Genomic DNA, 16,933 nt, shown 5'->3' on the forward strand with positions numbered 1-16,933 from the left:
ATTGATCCGGGCGTGGGAGCGCAGCGACCGTCTGGCGCAGCCAGACACAGCGGAAGGAGGTGCAGCGAAGCAAACCGGAGCCGCTGCGACCGGATCGATCCCGCAGCGAAGGAACCCGAGCCTGCGAGGGCGGAACGCAGGAGCTAGCGTTTTTTGCTTACTTTTTTAGGCGCTTGTAAAAAAGTAAGTCGCCGTCAGGCGAAACCGCCAGCAGCCGCTACCGAAGCAACGGATATTCACCCAAAACCCAACAGCCTGGTCGGCCCAAAGGCCGCCACGACCAAAAAAAAAGCCCCTCAAAACCGAGGGGCCCAAAAAACCAGTCAGAAACCCGAATCAGGTCATCTGAATAATGGTCTGCATAATCGTGCTCTGAGTCGAAATAGTCTTGGCGTTCGCCTGATAGTTGCTCTGACCCTTGATCAGATCAACCAGCTCATTGGTCAGGTTAACGTTCGACTCTTCCAGCGAGTTGGACACCACCTCACCCAACGTACCGGTCTTCGGCGCGTCATAGCCCGGAATACCCGAAGCGAAAGTCTCTTTCCAGCTGGTGCCACCGACAGCCTGCAAGCCCTGTTCGTTGGTGAAGCTGGCCAGTGCAACCTGACCAATCGCCTTGCTCTGGTTGTTGCTGAAGTTGGCAAACAGCGTACCGGTGCCGTCGATGGTCAGGTTGGTGATCTGGCCAGTGGCGTAACCATCCTGAGTCGGGATCGTACGCGAGGTATCAGCGTTGTACTGAGTGGTGTTGGCCATCGAGATGGTCACGCCATTCGGGTTCGCTGCCGCGCCGTTAGGCGTAAACACGCCATTGGTCACAGTGCCCGGCACCCAGCCGGTCATCTTCAGATCGCTGCTGATGATCGGGTTGGCCGGATCCGCCGGGTTAGGCGTGCTCACCTGAACCAGCTTGCCGGAGCTGTCGAACGACAATGTCGAAGCAACCGGCGCAGTGGTCACAGGGTTGCTGCCGGTAGCGTCCGGGTTACGGCCATCGACCAGGGTGTAAACCTTCCAGGTGTTCCCGCCAGTCTTGACCATGTACTGGTCCATGACGTGGGCGTTGCCCTGGGTGTCATAGATCGGTGTGCTGAAGGACTTGGTGTAAGTCTCAGGCTTCGACGGATCAAACTTGACGGCGCTGGCGCCGGTATCAACGATCACTGGCGAAGACGAATTGAGGTTGATGCTCGAGGTCACCGCAGAAGACGACTTCGGCGCCAGGTTCGAAGTGTCGATCTTCAGATCGGTCAACACGCCGTTGATGATCTTGCCGTTGGCATCCACACCGTAACCCTGCAGACGCGAGGTGTAGTCGGTGTTGGTGATGTAACCGGCGTTGTCGACCTTGAACGTACCGGCACGGGTGTACGAGATCGAGCCGTTGTTGCTCATGGTGAAGAAGCCGGAACCGTTGATGCCCATGTCCAGCACGTTGCCAGTGTTGTTGATGTCACCCTGGGTGAACTGCTGGGAAACGTTGGCCAGGCGCACGCCGTTGCCGATCACTTTGCTGCCGCTGCCCAGACGAGTCGACGAATAGACGTCTTCGAATTCTGCGCGCGAGGATTTGAAACCGGCGGTGGCGACGTTGGCGATGTTGTTGCCGGTGACGTCGAGTTGTTTGTTGGCGGCATAGAGACCGCTAAGGCCGATGTTAAAAGACATGTTCCACTCCTTCGTGCCGGGTTAGTCGGCTCTATATACCAATGGTTTGTACTTTGGACAGGGCAACGGTGCCCTTGCCGGCCAGGTTGAGCATCAGCTCGCCACCGGTCTGGCTGATCGTCACGCTGTTGACGGTCGCCGGCAGGTAGGTCGCCAGGTCGGTCGCGGTGCCGTTGATCGGTGCGTTGGCCTTGAACGTGTAAGTGCCGACCGGAACCACGGTGCCGGCGGTGTCCTTGCCGTCCCAAGTGAAACTGGCATCGCCGGCAGCGCGGCTGCCTAGGTCGATGGTGCGCACGGTCTTGCCGTCCTTGTCGGTGATGGTCACGGTGCCGCCGGCAATCGACGAAGGCACGGTGACCGAACCGGTCAGGCCTTTGCTCGGGTCATCGAGCTGGGCGGTGTTGGTCTGCACGATCACGTTGCGACCGACCAGCGACGACGCTTGCAGCGCCTGCGACGAGTTGTAGTTGCCGGCAAGGCCACTGACAGTGGAGTTCAGCGTGGTGATGCCTTCAAGGCTGCTGAACTGCGCCAACTGCGCGACGAAGGCGCTGTTGTCCTGCGGGTCGAGCGGGTTCTGGTTTTTCAGCTGGGTGACCAGCAATTGCAGGAAAGCATCCTTGCCCAGCGCCTGGCCGCCGGTGGCACTGTTGGTCGCCGAAGCGATGCCGCCCGACGTCGTGCTGCTGGCCTTCTTCGACGAGTTGGCCAGGATGTCGTTCATGCTCAGGCTGCTGGTGGTATCCGTAACGCTCATGGCAGTCGCCCCTTATTACTGACCGAGGGTCAGTACCTTCTGCATCATGGTTTTGGCGGTGTTCATCATTTCCGCGTTGGTCTGGAACGAGCGGCTCGCGGAAATCATGTCAGCCATTTCTTCCACCACGTTGACGTTCGGGTAGTAGACGTAGCCCTTGGCGTCGGCAGCCGGATGGTTCGGCTCGTAGCGCGCTTCGAGGTTGCTCTGGTCTTCGACAACGCCAAGCACCTGCACGCCCTGCCCGGCCGCGTCCTGGTTCTGGAAGAGCGAATTGCTGCCGCCGGCCTGGCCGCCCTGGAACATGGTGGCGAACACCGGATGACGGGCGCGGTAGGTCTGGTCGATGCTCGACGAAACGGTTTCGGCGTTGGCGATGTTCGACGCCACGGTGTTCAGACGCGTGGTCTGCGCGCTCATGCCGCTGCCGGCAATGTTGAAAACGCTGGACAGGGACATGGATTATTCTCCGCGCAGGGCTGACACCAGCCCTTTGAATTTGCTGTTGAGCAAGGTGAAGCTGGCCTGGAAGCCGACGGCGTTTTCCGCGTAGTTCGACTGTTCCAGTTGAGCGTCGACGGTGTTCTGGTCGATCGAAGGCTGCATCGGCGTGCGATACATCAGCGACTCGTCGCCATTGCCCAGCCCTTCAGCCTCGATGTGCCGGCTGTTGGTCATGTTCAGGGCAAAGTGGCCGCCGGTCTTGGTCTTCTCGGTGTGTGCTTCGAGCACTTTGGAGAAATCCAGATCCCGCGCTTTGTAGTTCGGGGTGTCGGCGTTGGCGATGTTGTTGGCCAGCACTTCGGCACGCTGGGCGCGGAAGCCCAATGCCTTTTCGTGAATGCCCAGCGCTTTGTCGAAGCTGATGCTCATGTCGGGAACCTTCAGGTGACCGGTTTTTCGTACTTGAGCTTTAGCAAGCGCCGTGCCAAATGATCAAAGCCCCGTATTCCGGGGCTTTGTGCCGAACAGGCTAAGCGGCAATGCCAGAAAAGCGGCAACCGGTTACCGCCGGATGCCGCTTTTCTGCCGCTTGCCGTCGTTGCCAGGTCAGCGCAGATCCCTGTGGGAGCGAGCCTGCTCGCGAAGGCGGCGTGTCAGGCGCCAACTGTCTTATGGACAGACCGCTTTCGCGAGCAGGCTCGCTCCCACAGGGGATTCGTGGAAAATAATTCGGGCATAAAAAAAGGAGGCCTTTGCGGGCCTCCCGTTTTTGTATCAGCGCAAACCGCTTATTTCGCCTTGTAAATAATCCCCGGGCTGCACTGAACCATCTGGTAATGATCCGGCAATCCGTTCAGCGCTTCCGAAGCGCCAAGGAACAGATACCCGCCCGGCTTCAACGTGCTGTGAATGCGCAACAGGATGTCCTTCTTCACTTCGGCAGAGAAGTAGATCAGTACGTTGCGGCAGAACACGATGTCGAACTTGCCCAGCGCCGCGTAGCTGTCGAGCAGGTTGAACGAGCGGAATTCCACCCGGCTCTTGATCGGCGCCTTGACCACCCAGCGCCCCGACCCTTTCGGGTCGAAGTAGCGTTGCAGGCGTTCCGGCGACAGACCGCGACCGATCGCCAGGCTGTCGTACTCGCCGGTCTTGCAGTTGTTGAGCATCAGGCCCGACAGATCGGTGGCAACGATCTGCACACCCATCTTCAACTGACCCAGGTTGCTGCGCTCGAACTCGTCGATCGACATCGACAGCGAGTACGGTTCCTGTCCCGACGAGCAGGCCGCCGACCAGATCCGCAGACGCTGGTTGGGGCTGGCCTTGATCGCTTCCGGCAGTACCTTGTTCTTCAAGACTTCAAACGGATAGGTGTCGCGAAACCACAGGGTTTCGTTGGTCGTCATGGCATCGACCACCTGCTCGCGCAAACCGCTGCGCGGCTGGGTCTGGATGCGCTGTACCAGCTCACCCAGGGACTTGATGCCTTGCTGCTCCATCAGTTTGTTGAGACGGCTCGAGACCAGATACTGCTTGTTTTCACCGAGCAGAATGCCACAGGCTTTTTCCAGGAAGACCCGGAACTGTTCGAAATCCAAATTACCCGTAGACAATGATGCCGCCTCTTAAATCGTGTTGACCGCCAGGGGCAGAAGGCCCCTAGCTGATATCTGCTGCTTTGATCCGGTCGACTACCCGGGATGCGAGGTCATCAGGACGGAATTTGGCCAGAAAGTCATCAGCACCGACTTTCTTCACCATCGCCTGATTGAATACCCCCGACAACGAAGTATGCAGGATGATATGGAGCTTTTGCATGCGTGCGTCGCCGCGGATTTCCGCCGTCAGGGTGTACCCGTCCATCTCCGGCATCTCGATGTCGGAAATCATCATCAGGAACTCTTCTTCCGGCTTCTTGCCCTCGTCGACCAGCTTGCGCAGGTAATCCAGCGCCTGCTTGCCGTCGTTCAGCGCCACCACTTCGACACCGATGGTCTGCAGACAACGCGTGACCTGCTTGCGCGCCACCGACGAGTCATCGACCGTCAGCACCCGCAGCGACAATGCCTTGGTCTGCGTCTCGACATCGACCACGCCCACCGAAATCGCTTCCGGCGTCGGCGCCACTTCGGCCAGCACCTTCTCGACGTCGATGATTTCGACCAACTGGTTGTCGACCCGCGTCACAGCGGTCAGGTAGTGATCGCGACCGGTGCCCTTGGGTGGCGGATGGATCTCTTCCCAGTTCATGTTGACGATGCGCTCCACCGAGCGGACCAGGAAACCCTGGGTCTTGGTGTTGTACTCCGTGATGATCACGAACGGACTGTTCTTGTCTTTCAACGCACCGGAGCCCGTTGCCATTGCCAGATCCAGGATCGGAATGGTCGCTCCCCGTATATTCGCTACCCCGCACACGACAGGACTGGATTTGGGCATCAAGGTAAGGGACGGGCATTGCAACACTTCCCGTACCTTGAACACGTTGATCCCGTAGAGCTGCGGCCCGTCGAGACGGAACAACAGCAGCTCGAGGCGATTCTGCCCTACCAGTTGCGTGCGCTGGTTCACCGAATCCATTACACCAGCCATGCCCAGACTCCTACATCAACGCCAAGTGTTGTTGCGACGCACATTCATTGCTAAACGGCACGGCGCTTGCTTTTTAACTCGTATGAACGCTCAAACGACATTTTCCCGACGCCTGACATCTTCCCTTCGCAAAGGGCTTTGCGCGGTGTCCGCCGTTTGCTGCTTGCTTGCTGGCAGTCCTGCCCATGCAGATGCGGTTACCTTGCCTGATATGCTTATCGGCGTGACTCAGGGCTTTCTTGAATTCACCGTAGAAGACTATTTGGCTTCCAGTCAAACCGAAGGCCGCTACGAAATCGAAGTCAACCAGCTCGACCCGCGCATGCGCATGCCCATGTGCGACAAGGAATTGACAGCGACTCTGGAGAGCCCGGCACGCCCGCTGGGCCGCGTCACGGTGAAGGTTCGCTGCGAAGGCAGCTCGCCCTGGACGGTGTTCGTACCCGCTCAAGTCCGCCTGTTTCGCGAGATCGTGACGACCACTCGTCCGCTGAAACGCGCCGGCATTATCGAGCCGCAGGACGTGACCTTGCGCGAGCGCGACGTCAGCACGATCAACCAGGGTTTCCTGACCTCCGTCGACGAAGCGATCGGGCAGAAACTTACCCGACCAACGGTCGCCGATCAGGTCATCACCCTGGTGCATCTGGAACAGGCCGAAGTGGTCCGCAAGGGTGACCAGGTGGTGATCACTGCGCGCAGCGGCACCCTTGCCGTACGCATGCCGGGGGAAGCGCTCTCCAATGGCGGCATGAAAGAACAGATTCGAGTAAAAAACCTTAATTCTCAAAGAGTTATCAAGGCGCAGGTGATTGCGCCGGGACAGGTCGAAGTGGCCATGTAAAAGCCTCGTGGAGAAAACTGGCGCCGATCCCGTCGCTTCCCTAAACTGTGCCGCAGCAGGTCTCGCAACGGCGCATGCAAGCTTATGGTTGATTGGGCCTAAAGTTTTTCAGGGGATAGCCGAAAACATGGCAAGCGTCCAAATTCCCAGAGGTTTTTTATCATGGTTATCGATTTCAACCGATTGAACAGTTCCTCGTCACTAACCGGCAGCACACGTACCAGCAACGCCAAGGAAAGCGCTGAAAACAGCCCCTCCGCGCCGCTGAATACCCAGGCCGAACAGGCCAATGTCGCCAAAAGCGGGGAGTCGGTACACCTCAGCAATGAGGCTCAACAGTTGCAGAAGGTCACTGACAAGCTGCGCGATCAGCCTGCTGTCGACAAAGCCCGTGTGGCCGAGTTGAAAGCCGCGATTGCCGATGGCAGCTATAAAGTCGACAGCAACCGTGTAGCCAGCAAACTGCTCAACTTCGAAGCCCAGCGCTAGGCTTTTGCCGGCGCCAGGCTTTTGGACGCTTAAACCCCAAGGCCAGCCATGCACGACACTAACTTATTGCAACTGATCAACGACGACTTTGCTCCAGCGCAACAATTGCTGGAGTTATTGCAAACCGAATCCCTCGCTTTGCATGGTCGTGACATGCCGTTGCTGGAAGAAATTCTGGCGACCAAGCAAGCGTTGATCATTCTGCTCGAGCAGCATGGCCGCAAGCGCAGCGAAATCCTCGCCAGCCTCAACCTGCCGACCGATCGCACAGGTCTTGAGCAACTGGCCAGTCACTCGAGCATTGGCGACCAGTTGCTGACCCAGGGCGATGCCCTGACCGCGCTGATCGCCCAGTGCCAGGCTGCCAACGTCAAGAATGGCCAGTCGATCCAGATCCAGCAGGCGACCACGGCCAATCAGCTGAAGATCCTCACCGGCGGTGAGCCGCCAGCGCTTTACGACGCCAGCGGGACCTTTGCCAAACCGGTCAAGCCGCGAACGCTCAGCCAGGCATGAGCCATTCGGTGACCCTGTACTATCCACCTGCGCAACATGCTGGCAAAATACTGGCCAGTCGTCTTATTTTGTCTGGAGATTGAAGAACCGTGTCCAACACCCTAAGCGCGGATGATGCTCCGCAGCCTCCGAAGGTGCTCACCACGCCACTGGAAATCTCCAGCAACCTGCGCCAGCTGCAAGACAGCCACGATCCACTGATCATCACCTTCCATGAACGCAGCCAGCGTTTTCAGAGTTACCTGATCAAGGTCGACCGCGAAACCGCGACGATCGCCCTGGACGAAATGATCCCGCGCGATGGCGAGCGCTTCCTGCAAGCGGGCGAACCGTTCAAGGTCGAAGGCTTTCATGACGGCGTGCGCATCGCTTGGGAATGCAACGGCACGCTGAACATCGAAGAATCCGACGGCGACCGTTTCTACACCGGCGACCTGCCGAGCGAAGTGGTCTACCACCAGCGCCGCAACGCCTTCCGCGCTGCGTTGAAACTCACCGACCTGGTCAGCGTTGAACTGGGCGGCGAAAAGCTCAAGGTTCCTCTGCACGGCAAGCTGCTGGACATCTCCGCCACTGGCTGCAAATTCCGTTTCGAAGGCGACATCACTGATCGCCTGCAACTGGGCCAGGTCTACGACCGCCTGATCGCCCCGCCGCTGTTCGGCAATCAGCCAACATCGGTCGAGCTGCGCTACCTGCACTTCGAAGAAAAACTCAACATCACCTTCGCCGGTCTGCGCTTCCACAACATCAGTGGCCAGGCTGCGCGCAACGTCGAGCGTTTCGTTTACCAGTTGCAGCGTGAAGCACGGCGTTTCGACAAAGACGATCTCTGAGTCGCAGCGACAAATAAAAAGGGCAGTCCTGTGCGGGACTGCCCTTTTTTATGCGCCGGTGTTTATGTGCGACTCAAGGCCTGCCACCACTGATATCCGGCGCAGGCTTATCGTCATTGCCGCTGTCCAGTTCGGTTTCAACGACTGCTTCCGGCTGCGCAACGGGCTCGGGCTCCGGTTCGGGCTCAGGAGTGACCGGCGCCGGATCCTGCACCATCTGCTCCTGCACCACCTGCTCATCAACACGCGGATCGAGCGCCGCCACCAGCGGCGAACTCGACATGCTGTCCGGCATTGCCACGTGATGCAGCGGTGCGTCGTCGACCTGATGCAGGTTGGTCACTGCTTTCGGACGAATCCGCCAGACCAGCACCAGCGCGAAGAAGCTGAAGAACGCATACAGGCTCTGACTGCCGAGAAACTTCATCAGCACACCCGCGAGCAGCGGCCCGATGCTCGCGCCGACGCCATAGGTCACCAGCAACATCGCGGTCAGCGACACCCGGCGATCGCCTTCGACGTGGTCGTTGGAAAACGCCACCGCCAGCGGATACAGGCAGAACTGCACCAGCGAACAGAAGAAGCCGACGACGAACAACACCTCCAGCGGCACCTGCGGCATGATCGCCAACGGCAACGCCGCCACCGCCAGAAACCCGGCAAAGCAGCGAATCAGCAATGCGCGGTCATAACGGTCGGACAACCAGCCCAACGGCCACTGCACCAGCAAGCCGGCAAAAATGCAGCTACCCATGAACAGACCGACCTGCTCGGTCGTCAGCCCCTGTTGCGAGGCGTACAGCGGCGCCAGACCGTAGAACGAACCGATGATCAAACCGGCGCCGAGCACCGTGCTCAGCGATTGCGGCACACGTTTGATAAAGAAGCGCGGCTCCATCGGCGCGGGGTGCAGAGGCGCCGGGTGAATCCGTCGAGTCAGCGTCACGGGCACCAGGCACAGGGCAAAGCACAGCGCCACCAGCATCAGCAGTTCCAGCCCGAGGCCGGGATGCATGACCAGAATCAGCTGGCCCAGCACCAGGCCCAGATAAGAGGCGATCATGTAACCGCTGAACACCAGGCCACGCTGATTGGCATCGGCCTGCTCGTTGAGCCAGCTCTCGATGACCATGTACTGACACATCATGCCCAGACCGACGATCGTCCGCAGCACCAGCCACGCCGGCAGCCAGTCCACCAGACCATGACCGAGCACCGCCGCGCCGACGATCCCCGCACACGCCGAGTAGGCACGGATATGCCCGACCCGGGCGATCAGGCGATGGCCGATCTTGCCGCCCAGCACCAGACCGAAATAGTTGGCCGCCATCAGCGCACCGACCCACAGCCCGTCGACATTGTCGGCGGCCAGACGCAAAGCCAGATAAGTAGAAAGAAGGCCTGAGCCGATCAACATCATCAGCGAGGCGAAATACAGCGCTCGAAAGGATTTCCAGATTTGGCGCATCGGCGTTCCGAGCGGCTCCTTGCAGTAAATACCGGGCGGTCAGAACGACAGCCCGGCAGCAGCGATACGTCAGGCCTGGGCGGCCAGCACACGGCGCTCCCAGGGAGTGATTTCATCAAAGAAGCTGGTCAACTCCATGGTCTTCGAAGCGATGTAGCCTTCGATGAACTCCGACCCGAACAGTTCCCTCGCCAACTGGCTACGTTTCAGACGCTCCAGCGCGGCGTGCAAGGTACACGGCAAGGCCAGATTATCCGGCACGGCGAACTCACCCTGGATTGCCGCGCTCGGCTCCAGCTCCTGTTCGATGCCGTGCAAACCCGCGGCCAGACTGGCGGCGATCGCCAGATACGGGTTGGCGTCGGCGCCCGGCAAGCGGTTTTCGACCCGACGTGCGGCCGGCGAGCTGGCGGGAATACGCAAGCCGGCGGCGCGATTGTCATGGGACCAGCAGGCATTGTTCGGCGATGCGTACGGATGACACAGGCGCTGATAGGAATTCACGTTGGGCGCAAACAGTGCGGTGAAATCGGCGAGGCCTGCCTGTTGCCCGCCGATGAAGTGGCGGAACATCGACGTCGGCTCGCCGTTCGAGTCAGTGAAGACATTCTTGCCGCTGCCGATCTCAACGATGCTCTGGTGAATATGCATCGAACTGCCCGGCGTGTGCGCCAGCGGTTTGGCCATGCACACCACGCTCAGGCCATGCTTGAGCGCGACTTCCTTGAGCAGGTGCTTGAACAGGAACGTCTGATCGGCCAGCAGCAGCGGATCGCCGTGCAGCAGATTGATCTCGAACTGGCTGACGCCCATTTCATGCATGAACGTGTCGCGCGGCAGGCCGAGGGCGGCCATGCATTTATATACTTCGCTGAAGAACGGTCGCAGGCCGTTGTTGGAACTGACGCTGAACGCCGACTGACCATCCTCGCGGCGGCCGTCGAGGCCCACCGGCGGACGGAACGGCTGAGTCGGATCGGTGTTCGGTGCGAAGACAAAAAATTCCAGTTCGGTCGCCACCACCGGCGCCAGACCGTGCGCGGCGTAACGGGCGATGACCGCTTTGAGCTGGCCACGGGTCGAGAGACTTGAGCTCCCCCCGCTCAGTTCGTCGGCGTCGCAAATCGCCATGGCACGCGGCTCGTCGCTCCAGGGCAAACGGTGAATCTGCGCAGGATCGGCGACCAGCGCCAGATCGCCGTCATCGCTGCCGTAGAACCGCGCCGGCGGATAGCCGCCCATGATGCATTGCAGCAGCACACCCCGCGCCAACTGCAAACGCCGCCCTTCGAGGAAACCCTCGGCGGTCATCACCTTGCCCCGTGGCACACCGTTCAGATCCGGGGTGACACATTCAATCTCATCAATGCCGGTCAATCGCTGCGCGAGTGAACCCTGGCCATCGGTTGTCATGACGCAATCCTTGTTGTTGTGCGAGCCGCGAACGGCGACCCGGACAAAATAGGCTGCGGCTGTTCGGAATATCAAGCAGCGCCCACAAAAATCCCGATCTTGTGCAGGAGCCGTAGGAGCTGACGAGTGCAACGAGGCTGCGATCTTTTGATCTTGCTTTTTAAAATCAAAAGATCGCAGCCTTCGGCAGCTCCAACACCAGACCTCAGGGCAAGTAGAGGCTGAACACCCCACCGCCCAACGGCCCGCCATTGCTGATTTCGGTGCGCCCTTCCACGCCGTTGCGCTGATGCAGCGCCGCGATGCGATTGGCGAAATACAGACCGAGGCCGGTGCTGCCGCTGCTGTGATTGATGCCCTGCACATAATCGGCCTGACGCTCGAGCATCTCTGCCGGATAGCCGTCGCCATCGTCGTTGATGCTCAACACCAGTTGCCCGGCTTCGTCGCTGACAGTAATCAGCAACGACTCGCGGGCGTAGCGAATCGCATTGTTGATGCAGTTGCCGAGCACCGAGGCGATCAGCTCGCGATCGAAGAAACCCAGCGGGCTCAACGGATCGACTTCATAGGTGGCGATGATGCCGCGACTGGCAAACACTTCCTGATGCGCGGCCAGTTGCGCCTCGATGAAATCGTCGAGTTCGTGATACGCCGGCTGCAGCGGCAACTGATTCACGCCAAGTTTGTACAGCCCCAGCAACTGCACGAGCATGCCGTTGAGGTGGGCGAACTCGAAGTCGATCACGCCCTGCTCCGAGCCGTCGCGCAGCTCTTTCGGCAGACGCGCCAGCCATTGGCTGTGCGCCTGCATCAGCATGGCCAGGGAGTTCTTCATGTCGTGAACGGTGGAGGCAATCACCGTGGAAAAATCCAGCGCCGGATCTATTGGGTTCATTCGCCAAACGCCTTGCTTTTCAGCTTCTGATAACGCGCAAACCGCGCGTCGGTGTCGGGCATCAGGCCCACCAGTTTCAGGCAGGCCCGACATTCTTCCAGCTCCGCCGACGGCACACTGGTGTCGGTGCCGTGCAGCAGCGACTGGGCCAGGTTCAGCGCGATACTGATGTTTTTCGGTTGCAGCTTGAGCGCCTTGCGGAACACTTCGCGGGCCTCGACCAGATTGCCGGTCTTGTACACGCGCACGCCCTGGCGGTTGAGATCGGCCGCAGCGTTGCTCGAACTGAGAATCGTCGGATCGTCGGTGAGCTTGGCGATGTCTTTCATCACCGCCGGGTCATCACCGTAGATCTCCGCGCAACTCTTGAGCATCGAAGTGCCCGCCTCGGCCTGACCGAGCATCTGCAACTGCTTGGCCACCAGCAACGCCGCCTCGGGACTCATGAATTGCTCCATGCCATCAAGGCGCATCAGCGCCTGTTCGGTGAGCTTGTCGGCGGTTTCGGCGTCGTTGAGCAACAGGCTGGTGGCTTTCATCAAACGCGCACGAATCTGCAGACCGGGGTCGCTCGGGTTTTCTTTGGCCACAGCGCTGAGGGTGGTGTTGATCTCCAGTCGCGTACGCGTGTCGAGCCCGCGATCGCTACCCTTGCTGATCAGCGCGTGCGCCAGGCCGAGATTGCTTTCCGGGTCCTTGAAACGCGACTGCGCGCCCTGCGCCACGGCCTGACGATAAGCGCGCGAGGCGGTTTCGAAATCTTCGTTGGCCATCGCCAGTTTGCCCAGCAGAGCCTGACGGCGCACCGCCAGCGGCGACAGGCGAATCGCTTCTTCGAGCACCCGCTGCGCGCCTTTGCTGTCGCCTTCAGCCACCAGCACATCAGCCATGCCGTCATAAAGCGCCGGCATCATCGGGAACACTTTCAAGGCCTTTTCATAAACTTCTTTGGCCTGCGAGACCTGCCCGCGCTTGAACAGCAACTTGCCCAATCCAGCGAAGGCCCACGGCAATGGACGGTCGGCAATGATGCCGTCGTAGAGCCGCTCCAGCGCTTCGTTCTGGTTCATGTCACGCAGGGCGTCGGCGCGGTAGCGCAGGCACAGCGGCGAATAGCGGATGTCCTGCTTGCACAAGGCAATACAGGCATTGAGCACCTCGACCGGCTTACCGCGATCAAGGGCCTGCAGAATCGGTTTGAGCAACGTCTTGCGTTGCTCCAGACGCTCAAGGCGCTGGGCCAGCCCGGAACGGTTGAACGGCTTGGTCAGGTACGCATCCGGCTCGTGCTCCAGCGCGCTGAGCACCATCGCCTGACTGGTCTCAGCGGTGACCATGACGAAAACGGCTTCGTGACTGATGAGCTTTTCCGACATCAGGTCTTCGAGCACCTGCTGGCCGTTCTTCTTGCCGTCGCCGAGGTGGAAGTCCTGAAGAATGAAATCGTAGGACTTCTGCGAACACATCTTCAGCGCCTGCTCGCCAGTGTCGGCAGTATCGACATCCTTAACGCCGAGCTCACGCAACATCGAACGCACGGAACTGCGGAAATCGGAAAAATCATCGACGATCAGAAAGCTTTTTTGGTGATACGACGACATCGAGGATTTCCAGGCAATTGAAGAAAACGAACCGAGGCGATTTCAGGCGCGCAGATGATAGCTGGAGGCCATGCGCCATCAAGCGATTTCGCTGGAGTCTGAACTCACCGTTCGGGTTATCGGCCAAAAATGCCCGGGCCTGAGGGTGGTGCTTCAAGAATGTTGCCTGGAGTATTACTCTGCGCGCCTGCTCAAGGATTTGCATAAGGACTGAATCGTGTACATCAAGGGACGCTACATCCTGTCGGCCTTTTTGCTGCTGTTTATCCAGCCAATGAGTGCGGCGGCAATGGACTGCACCAAAGCGGCGAACGACGTGGAAAACATGATTTGCGCGAATAAATCGCTGTATGAGCTAGACGCGCAGATGGGCACGCTGTATCGCCAACTGATGACAACTGCCACAGCGACGCAACCTGAGCTCAAGCGCACCCAGCGCGCCTGGCTAAAAACCCGCAATGCCTGCGCAGTCGATGTCGCTTGCCTGGATGGCAGCTACCGCCAGCGCCTGCAAGCATTGCAGGCACAGTGGACGCAAGCCGCAATGTGGCAGCCGGACGCCGTGGATCTTCAGGCGATGAACGATCTGCAGGAAAGCATTCGTGCCGAGAGCAAAAACCACCCGGAATTTGCCCTGGAACATGCCTTGGCCGCACGGGCTTTCGAGTCTTCGCAGACATCGTTCGCGGGCGATCCAGTCGACAGCTACGGCGAGCAAACCAACTTCCCCAAGTCGCGTCCCAAAGGCGTGAGCGAGGACGAATGGAAAGCATTGAACGCCTCAAGCATCGACGGCGCCGCCGAGACCGGACGGTCTTCCTACGCACTGCTGGATCTGGACAATGATGGCCAGCGCGACCTTATCGTCGACACATACGCAGGCGGCACCGGCTTGTTCACCTACGTGGAAACCTGGCGCCGCAAGGGCGAGCGGTTCGTCAAGAGATCGGTCGAGCCGGAAAGCTCGCTGTTTTACACCAACGACCGTGGCGCTAATCAGGCAATCAGCTGGATCAAGCTTCACGACAGAATCTATGCCGCCTACCGAAACGGCGCCTACGGTGTCGACAACCTGTATCTGCTCAATCCGCTGAAGGTCAACCGTCAGGTGCCGACGGTGTCCGTGCGTTACAGTTACGCCCTGCAGGTGCCCACGACTCAACATAAAGAGGATGGCACCAGCACCTACGAGCTTGACGCGGATCTGCACGGGGCACTCGAACACGCCATCACCCAGGCAATGAAAGTCGGATCGGAATCAACCGCTAACGCGCCCCTTTGCCCTATTCCTCCCACGGGTGCCGGAGACGACGATTACTACAGCTACGGTCCAGGGCACTACACCATCGAAAAGATCGCCGATTTGCCGGTAATGATCGGCGGCGAATGCTACATCGGGGCGCTGATTGACTGGTTCGGAAGTTACAGCGAAAAGACGGGGTTATTCGCTCAACTGGCCGTGCGCAAGCCGGGCGTCGAGGCGAGCGGGACTACTTACGAAGTCCACGGCCGTCGGCATGTCACAGACGTCAGCAGCACTCTCGGCAAAGTCGAACTGAACGGCGACTGATCGTCAGTCAGCACCGGCGCAGGATGATCCGCTGCAACCGCAGAGGTGGAACCCCGGAGTTTGTAACAGTGCAGAACGCCTGTTCGTCGACCAAACCAAAAAGCCCCGTCGCAATGGATAAATGCGACGGGGCTTTTCGTTTTCAAGAAGTGGTGTCCCAGGCGGGGTTCGAACCTGCAACCTTCCCCTTAGGAGGGGGATGCTCTATCCAATTGAGCTACTGAGACACTGATTGAAGCGCGCTGTACGCGGGGCGACAGACGGCGTGCATGTTAACGGCCGGCCCCTGTTTTGTCATGTCGTCCGTAGGGCTTTTTAAGTGTAGGCAGGCGCCGTGCAAGATTGCGGGAACTTTTACCGGGCAATTTGCACTACGCGAAAAAGCGGTCATTGCAGTTTGCAATCAGTGCCGCCCGAAAAACCTTACCAAACCCTTGTTTTTAAAGGACTTATCAGCCGTTACACTGTTGGCACGGCGACTGCTATGGCTGTTCTATCAAAAAGAACAATTTGGAGCGTCGTGCCATGAACAGCACCCTCTTGCTTGCAAACGCAGCGGCATTGGCCTTCTTGCTCGGATCGCATTTTTTTCCCAAGGCGGACATCGAGCAGCCAGTGGCGCAGCGCATGCCGCATTACTTGCAGGTGCAGAAAGCGCCGCAGTGGGCGGTGCTGAGTGATCGCAGCGATGCCTCTACGCAAATGGTCAGCGAGCCTGAGCTAGCCTCGGCGCCGACCACCGAACGTCTGGTTTTTTGAAATATCCTCAGGAGTACAACATGTCCAAATCAGCGACGGGATTTCTGATCCTCGCTTTACTGAGTGGCGTTACCCATCTGGCGCTGTTCGAGGAGACGGAAGTCACCTTGCCTCTGGTTGGCTGTGGCGTGTTTGCGGTGCTGTTTGTGCTGGCGCTGATTGCAGGGCGCAAGATCAAGTTTGATCCGGTTCTGCGTTGAGCCGGATCAGCTCAAGTAATGCAGAGACAGCTTCAGCAAGATCAACAGAATTTTCGATCTGATGAACGGGGCTGTCGCTGGATCTGCGGTCTTTGAACAGTGCGTTGCGCGCGAGTCTTGCGTCGATTTGCTCAGGGGTTTCCCGGCCACGCTTGAGCAGGCGCTTACGCAGGACCTCATCGTTGACTGTCAGCAGAACCGGCACCAGCGTTGGATATTTCTCCATTGCTTGACGCAGGTTCGCTCTCGACCCGTTAACCAATACGTGCCGGCCCGCTTGCAACCATTCATCCATTTCCCTTGGAATGCCGTAAGAGAGGCCGTTGGCTTGCCAGGCTAAGGAAAAAGCGCCAGCGTGCTGTCGCCGGTCGAACTCTTCAGGCGTCACGCCGATTGCATCTTCGCCGACTGACTCCGCCGATCGGGTAATCACCCGGCGCATCACTTCACAGTTCAACTCACGCAGTGGCTCACGCGCTGCTTCGATCAGGCTGTCCTTGCCCGAACCGGACGGCCCCATCAGGTAAAAAAGCTTGCCATCCATCCCGAAAACGCCCTCCGACGGGTCCTGCCTCTAGTAAATCGGCAAATTGCCACTATCCTGTACACATAGGGATCAAGAATAGCGAGCCGCATAGCATGCACGTTCTAAGGTCTTCGGACATCAACAGATGTGCATGCGAAAGCGGGCAGCGATACGGAAGGATGGAAAGTTTTCAAACCAGTCCGCATTTCTGACAACTGGTGCTGGCATTACGCCTTTACCCGGCTCAATATTTGTCACAGAATTGACGCCAATGATCTGGCAATTTTGAGGCATGATGCCGGCCTCTTAACAATTCAGGTTGAACCAATTGGTCCGGATGCTT

At 58.9% G+C, this 16,933-nt stretch carries 18 protein-coding genes and 1 tRNA gene; 7 read left to right on the top strand and 12 right to left on the bottom strand.

The window, feature by feature from the left end:
- Positions 1-336: 336 nt before the first annotated feature.
- The 6 genes from flgE to AC0Z5Z_RS23380 form a co-directional block, all read right to left on the bottom strand.
- Positions 337-1,671 carry a flagellar hook protein FlgE gene (flgE, locus tag AC0Z5Z_RS23355; protein WP_041479563.1) on the bottom strand — a complete coding sequence of 445 codons (1,335 nt, stop codon included), beginning with the start codon at positions 1,669-1,671 and terminating at the stop codon, positions 337-339.
- 31 nt (positions 1,672-1,702) lie between these two features.
- The gene (gene flgD / locus AC0Z5Z_RS23360) at positions 1,703-2,431 is read right to left on the bottom strand and encodes a flagellar hook assembly protein FlgD (RefSeq protein WP_016773615.1); all 729 of its coding nucleotides are present in this window, start codon (positions 2,429-2,431) and stop codon (positions 1,703-1,705) included.
- Between the two features lie 15 nt (positions 2,432-2,446).
- Positions 2,447-2,890, bottom strand: coding sequence for a flagellar basal body rod protein FlgC (gene flgC, locus AC0Z5Z_RS23365; protein ID WP_016773614.1), 444 nt, complete (start codon positions 2,888-2,890; stop codon positions 2,447-2,449).
- A 3-nt stretch (positions 2,891-2,893) separates the two neighbouring features.
- Complete coding sequence (gene flgB / locus AC0Z5Z_RS23370) at positions 2,894-3,304, bottom strand: flagellar basal body rod protein FlgB (RefSeq protein ID WP_485611699.1); 411 nt, start codon at positions 3,302-3,304, stop codon at positions 2,894-2,896.
- Between the two features lie 359 nt (positions 3,305-3,663).
- Entirely contained in the window at positions 3,664-4,491 is an 828-nt protein-coding gene (cheR, locus tag AC0Z5Z_RS23375; protein ID WP_485611700.1) for a protein-glutamate O-methyltransferase CheR, read from the bottom strand.
- A gap of 46 nt (positions 4,492-4,537) precedes the next feature.
- Positions 4,538-5,470 (bottom strand): chemotaxis protein CheV, encoded by a 933-nt coding sequence (locus AC0Z5Z_RS23380; protein ID WP_016773611.1) that lies wholly within the window; start codon positions 5,468-5,470, stop codon positions 4,538-4,540.
- An 82-nt stretch (positions 5,471-5,552) separates the two neighbouring features.
- Here AC0Z5Z_RS23380 and flgA point away from each other — a divergent pair, with 82 nt between their 5' ends.
- The 4 genes from flgA to AC0Z5Z_RS23400 all read left to right on the top strand — a co-directional run bounded on the left by flgA (position 5,553) and on the right by AC0Z5Z_RS23400 (position 8,155).
- On the top strand, positions 5,553-6,314 hold the full coding sequence (gene flgA / locus AC0Z5Z_RS23385) for a flagellar basal body P-ring formation chaperone FlgA (protein WP_073472167.1): 762 nt from the start codon (positions 5,553-5,555) through the stop codon (positions 6,312-6,314).
- A gap of 162 nt (positions 6,315-6,476) precedes the next feature.
- Positions 6,477-6,803 carry a flagellar biosynthesis anti-sigma factor FlgM gene (flgM, locus tag AC0Z5Z_RS23390; RefSeq protein ID WP_016773609.1) on the top strand — a complete coding sequence of 109 codons (327 nt, stop codon included), beginning with the start codon at positions 6,477-6,479 and terminating at the stop codon, positions 6,801-6,803.
- Positions 6,804-6,851: 48 nt separating this feature from the next.
- A complete protein-coding gene (locus AC0Z5Z_RS23395; protein ID WP_485611701.1) occupies positions 6,852-7,319 on the top strand; it encodes a flagella synthesis protein FlgN in 468 nt (155 codons plus the stop codon).
- 89 nt (positions 7,320-7,408) lie between these two features.
- Positions 7,409-8,155 (top strand): flagellar brake protein, encoded by a 747-nt coding sequence (locus AC0Z5Z_RS23400; RefSeq protein WP_041479276.1) that lies wholly within the window; start codon positions 7,409-7,411, stop codon positions 8,153-8,155.
- Positions 8,156-8,228: 73 nt separating this feature from the next.
- On the opposite strand, the gene AC0Z5Z_RS23405 is transcribed toward AC0Z5Z_RS23400, so the two are convergent.
- The 4 genes from AC0Z5Z_RS23405 to AC0Z5Z_RS23420 form a co-directional block, all read right to left on the bottom strand.
- A complete protein-coding gene (locus AC0Z5Z_RS23405) occupies positions 8,229-9,623 on the bottom strand; it encodes an MFS transporter (RefSeq protein WP_485611702.1) in 1,395 nt (464 codons plus the stop codon).
- A gap of 69 nt (positions 9,624-9,692) precedes the next feature.
- Positions 9,693-10,934, bottom strand: coding sequence for a glutamine synthetase family protein (locus AC0Z5Z_RS23410; RefSeq protein ID WP_191637002.1), 1,242 nt, complete (start codon positions 10,932-10,934; stop codon positions 9,693-9,695).
- 307 nt (positions 10,935-11,241) lie between these two features.
- Entirely contained in the window at positions 11,242-11,934 is a 693-nt protein-coding gene (locus tag AC0Z5Z_RS23415) for a sensor histidine kinase (RefSeq protein ID WP_016773604.1), read from the bottom strand.
- On the bottom strand, positions 11,931-13,535 hold the full coding sequence (locus AC0Z5Z_RS23420; protein WP_016773603.1) for a tetratricopeptide repeat-containing response regulator: 1,605 nt from the start codon (positions 13,533-13,535) through the stop codon (positions 11,931-11,933). Before AC0Z5Z_RS23420 ends, AC0Z5Z_RS23415 begins: the two co-directional genes overlap by 4 nt.
- Before the next feature lie 289 nt (positions 13,536-13,824).
- Here AC0Z5Z_RS23420 and AC0Z5Z_RS23425 point away from each other — a divergent pair, with 289 nt between their 5' ends.
- The gene (locus AC0Z5Z_RS23425; RefSeq protein ID WP_485611703.1) at positions 13,825-15,105 is read left to right on the top strand and encodes a lysozyme inhibitor LprI family protein; all 1,281 of its coding nucleotides are present in this window, start codon (positions 13,825-13,827) and stop codon (positions 15,103-15,105) included.
- Between the two features lie 150 nt (positions 15,106-15,255).
- Here the strand turns inward: AC0Z5Z_RS23425 and AC0Z5Z_RS23430 are convergent.
- Positions 15,256-15,332 (bottom strand) — tRNA-Arg (locus AC0Z5Z_RS23430).
- A 298-nt stretch (positions 15,333-15,630) separates the two neighbouring features.
- On the opposite strand from AC0Z5Z_RS23430, the gene AC0Z5Z_RS23435 reads away from it, so the two are divergent.
- Together AC0Z5Z_RS23435 and AC0Z5Z_RS23440 are read left to right on the top strand one after the other, a co-directional pair.
- Complete coding sequence (locus tag AC0Z5Z_RS23435; RefSeq protein WP_056788077.1) at positions 15,631-15,864, top strand: hypothetical protein; 234 nt, start codon at positions 15,631-15,633, stop codon at positions 15,862-15,864.
- Positions 15,865-15,884: 20 nt separating this feature from the next.
- Positions 15,885-16,064: a PA3371 family protein gene (locus tag AC0Z5Z_RS23440; RefSeq protein WP_016773599.1), complete on the top strand. Its 180-nt coding sequence runs from the start codon at positions 15,885-15,887 to the stop codon at positions 16,062-16,064.
- On the opposite strand, the gene phnN is transcribed toward AC0Z5Z_RS23440, so the two are convergent.
- Positions 16,039-16,608 (bottom strand): phosphonate metabolism protein/1,5-bisphosphokinase (PRPP-forming) PhnN, encoded by a 570-nt coding sequence (phnN, locus tag AC0Z5Z_RS23445; RefSeq protein WP_056788074.1) that lies wholly within the window; start codon positions 16,606-16,608, stop codon positions 16,039-16,041. The genes AC0Z5Z_RS23440 and phnN overlap by 26 nt on opposite strands.
- Positions 16,609-16,933 lie beyond the last annotated feature (325 nt).

This window comes from Pseudomonas sp. 1L-E-NC-VB-C3 (assembly GCF_057291535.1).